Origin of the sequence: Frankia sp. CgMI4, from assembly GCF_001756285.1 — a bacterium.
Classification (GTDB): Bacteria; Actinomycetota; Actinomycetes; order Frankiales; family Frankiaceae; genus Frankia; species Frankia casuarinae.
The window spans coordinates 1-3,477 of the sequence record NZ_MAQZ01000012.1 but is presented as its reverse complement, the minus strand read 5'-3'; the positions used below and the strand labels follow the sequence as shown (position 1 = coordinate 3,477).

Annotated in this window: 1 protein-coding gene; it reads right to left on the bottom strand. The window is 56.6% G+C overall.

Features of this window, described 5'->3' with window-relative positions:
• Positions 1 to 1,852 (bottom strand): hypothetical protein (locus Manayef4_RS22260; RefSeq protein WP_254665418.1); only part of this gene is annotated, 1,852 nt, incomplete at its 3' end.
• Positions 1,853 to 3,477 lie beyond the last annotated feature (1,625 nt).

Genomic DNA, 3,477 nt, shown 5'->3' with positions numbered 1-3,477 from the left:
TCAGTATCTGGCATGTACTTGCGTACCCAGCAAGCAAAGACTCAAGGCCCTCGAGTCGAAATTCCGTACTTGGCACTACGAAACGCACTTCGCGAGCAGGGGGAATCCCCAGAATAATTCGGACAATCTGCTGGTCCCCAGTCGATGCGATACTTGCAATGTAGGCYGCTTGAGCCGCGATATGAGATTCCGAAATTCTATAGGATGAGCAAACACATTTAACTAGAGATTCTATGGTCGTCGTGGCCTCATTCCTGCCGGCCCTCAGATCATCAAGACCAGATGCACGTAGACCGATGAGTTCGGTGAACTCTAGAATCTCGGCGGGTCTCCACCGCTGCACCCGCCGCAGCTGCGTACCTTCCGAGATATTTTCCATAGGGCGAAACAGCCATTCGACAGCCGCCCAATGACTGGGAAACTCCTCGGTTAGGCGAATAAGTTCAGGGACTCTGAAAAATGGTTGCGGATCAGAGAATCCCTTTGCCTGCAAAACGGCTACGATTTCAAAATAGTCGCGAACACTAGCTTCCCGAGCCTCGCTGTAGATAGCCGTTCGGGTCGATGAATCGAGACTTCCAGCGTACTCGGCTGCAAGTTTGAGCACGTCGGCATATCCTATCGGACGCCGGCGTTCCGGTAGAGTGAAGCTCATAACTCCACGCGAATTTCTGCGCGGTGGACGATTTACTCGCCGTGGCGCCGGAACGGCCAGMATTTCTTTAAGCGCAGCCAAGGAAGAGTTTGGTATTTCGGTATGCCCGTCTACCACCGCATCGGTAAGTGAAGTGAGCGCTTGGGACACCAAACGGTGCTCCTTGTTCAACCGCAGTCCGGCAAGCAAGTCGTCCCGCAACTTGCGGAGTTGGGGGACGACCGGCAGACCAGCCAGCCGTAGGACGTACTCCCACTCCTTGGGGTCTCGCCCGCTCCTCTGACCTGCACTGTTRCTACCGATATCGGGGAGGGCCAATCCTTTGCCTGCAGCATCTGCAAGTGCTGCCATCAGGGCGGGGGTGACAACATTCATCAGAGATCTACCACCCTCTCTGATGGCGTCAGCGGCCCAAACAAGCGCCCTTCGCCCGCGATCATTTCCACTACCATGGAAGGTTTCGATACTATGCAAAATCGACGGCGCGTACAAAACAGCTAGAATAAAAGCCTCGCGGCGGTTCGGATCCTCGAGCGCACGATTCACCCAAGCCTTTCTTTCCTCTTCGTCTTCGAGAACGTGAGCGGCCCACATCGCGTCRCCAATATCCACAAGATACTGCGCTCGCGAAAGAAGCATTCCATCTGAATTTCTCGGAAAGGCCCCGATAACTTCGTCCCAGAACCTAACAATGTCTGCAGAGGCCGACTCTGCTGGCCCCCGCGACATTCCCCAATATTGAACCGCGCGGTCTCTGATCGATTTTCTAGCGATTTCAACCGACAAGCGACCGCTACGATGGGCGAGCTCATGCGCGATCACGGCAAAGCCGTCGACGAGCATCCGAGGGTCACTTACGTTCCATGGCACGCGCTGTATGGCACGCCGTGATTCCCATTTGGTGACCGATTCCTCCACTGCCGCCATGAACAAAAGTGATCTATTGGTAGGAATCTTTTCGGTCGGCCGCAATGTCGCCAGAAGTGTAACCATTGTCGCAAGTAGCGGAACCTGCCAAAGGCTGTTTGATCGAACCAGCAACGGACCGCCACCATGACCATCCGCGCGGCGGACGGACTCTAGCCACGAGATACGCGCGGCCGCCCACTCGGCCTCTTGCTKGCCGTTCGCTCGAATTTTTGCCGCATGGCGGATCAGATTGTCAAGCTGAGACGTGAGACCTTGCGGTTCAGTCAACTCAACGGTAGGAAGTCCTGTCTTCGAAGCGGCAGGAAGGGCGCTCCCTCGCGCCGTAACTATTACGTCGGTATCCGGGTGTAGCTGTTCGAGGAGTCGAGTTATTCCATCAGCTATCGTGCTGGTTGCGGTCCCGCACTCATCAAGGCCATCGAGGAGAAGCGCAGCGTCTCCGTCTCCGATTTTAGCCAGTAGAGTGGCGTGCAAGGCTCTCCTCTCGTCTCCTCCGAGCTTAGGAAGCGCGGCATCGACGAGCATAGCCGGAGTGAATGAAGCCGGCTCGGGAGGATTCTCGGCTACGACCTTTAGCGACACCAAAATAGGTATGGGCGCGTCCGACGTGGCTGCCCATTCCGCCRCAAGCTGTCTTATGGCTGTCGACTTTCCAGAACCAGGCAGACCGGTAACCACTAGCCGGCCCCAGCGCCGAGCGACGTCAAGCAAGGGTTCCGAAGCATACTTCCGATTTTCGAAGGTCGACGACCAACTAACCGTGAATGATTTCGCCAGGCCCTCGACCTTCATCGGCGGTAGGTCATCGGCGAGTAGCGCGAAAGATAGCATTCCGCGGTCGGCTTGAAAGCGGTCGCAATATCGCGCCAGAACTCCCAAGTCGAACTGGCGGCGCTGGCCGCGTGACCCACGATATTCCTCTGCGAGCGGGTATCCAGCCTTAGCAAGTATTTCGAGCCAATCGTCCAGATCACTCCCGCGTGCCTTCGCCGCGTCGGCCTGAAGCCGCGATCTCAATGCCTCGAATGCTTCGGCCCCGCGCTCATGTGGAACACCTGCAGCTACCAACCAGGAAGCTGCAGCTTGAAAATGGGGCAACCCCGGCTCATGCGCATCGACGACCAGCACATAAGCGGAGTCCAAGATTTCTTCGCGTYGGGAGGTTGAGATGTCTACAGGGAATGCTTTGGCGAGTGCTGCCAGCGCGCTTTTCTCTCCAGAGCTTGGGTTTCCTGGTATCGACCTCCTACGCCGGTTTAAGGCCGTACGGAGATGCCGAACTGGTCCTTTCGGCTCAGCAACAGCGAGGCCGAATATTACACCGGCTTCGGGCCGTTGGCGTGCCCACTGGTAGACGGTATCCTTCAAATGTCGATCGTCACCGCAAGCTCGCTTCGCCTGTACTAGCAGTGTACGGCCGTCCGTTAGCTTACAATGTATGTCGTCGATAGCATCATTTGTTTCAAAGTCGACGCTCTKAATCGTTCCAGAATTCKCCRTGTCGTCCAGAGGAATAGGATTTCCATTAATTCCATGCGACACCAGCCAAGCGGCGACACCGGCTCGATGCAGGCTGCCCGCCTCGTTCCCTTGCCCACTCACAGGCCACTCTCGTCGATCTAGTCGATCTTGCTGACGCCTCTACTCAGAGATGTCGTATTGTACGCTGCTTGGCCCGGGAGCTCCGATCCATACCGCACGACGCGTAGAGGCCTTCCGCTGGTCGCCCATCGCGACAACATCGACGAGGCCGGCCGATCGAGGACCGAAAGTTGCTTCCGATAGTGATGGCCCGCTTACAGATCTTGAATGGTCGGGGTCTGTTTGATCACATCCGGTCTGTCCGGGTATGACCCGGCCGTGTCCGACGCTTGTATCGGGCATGAGGTATG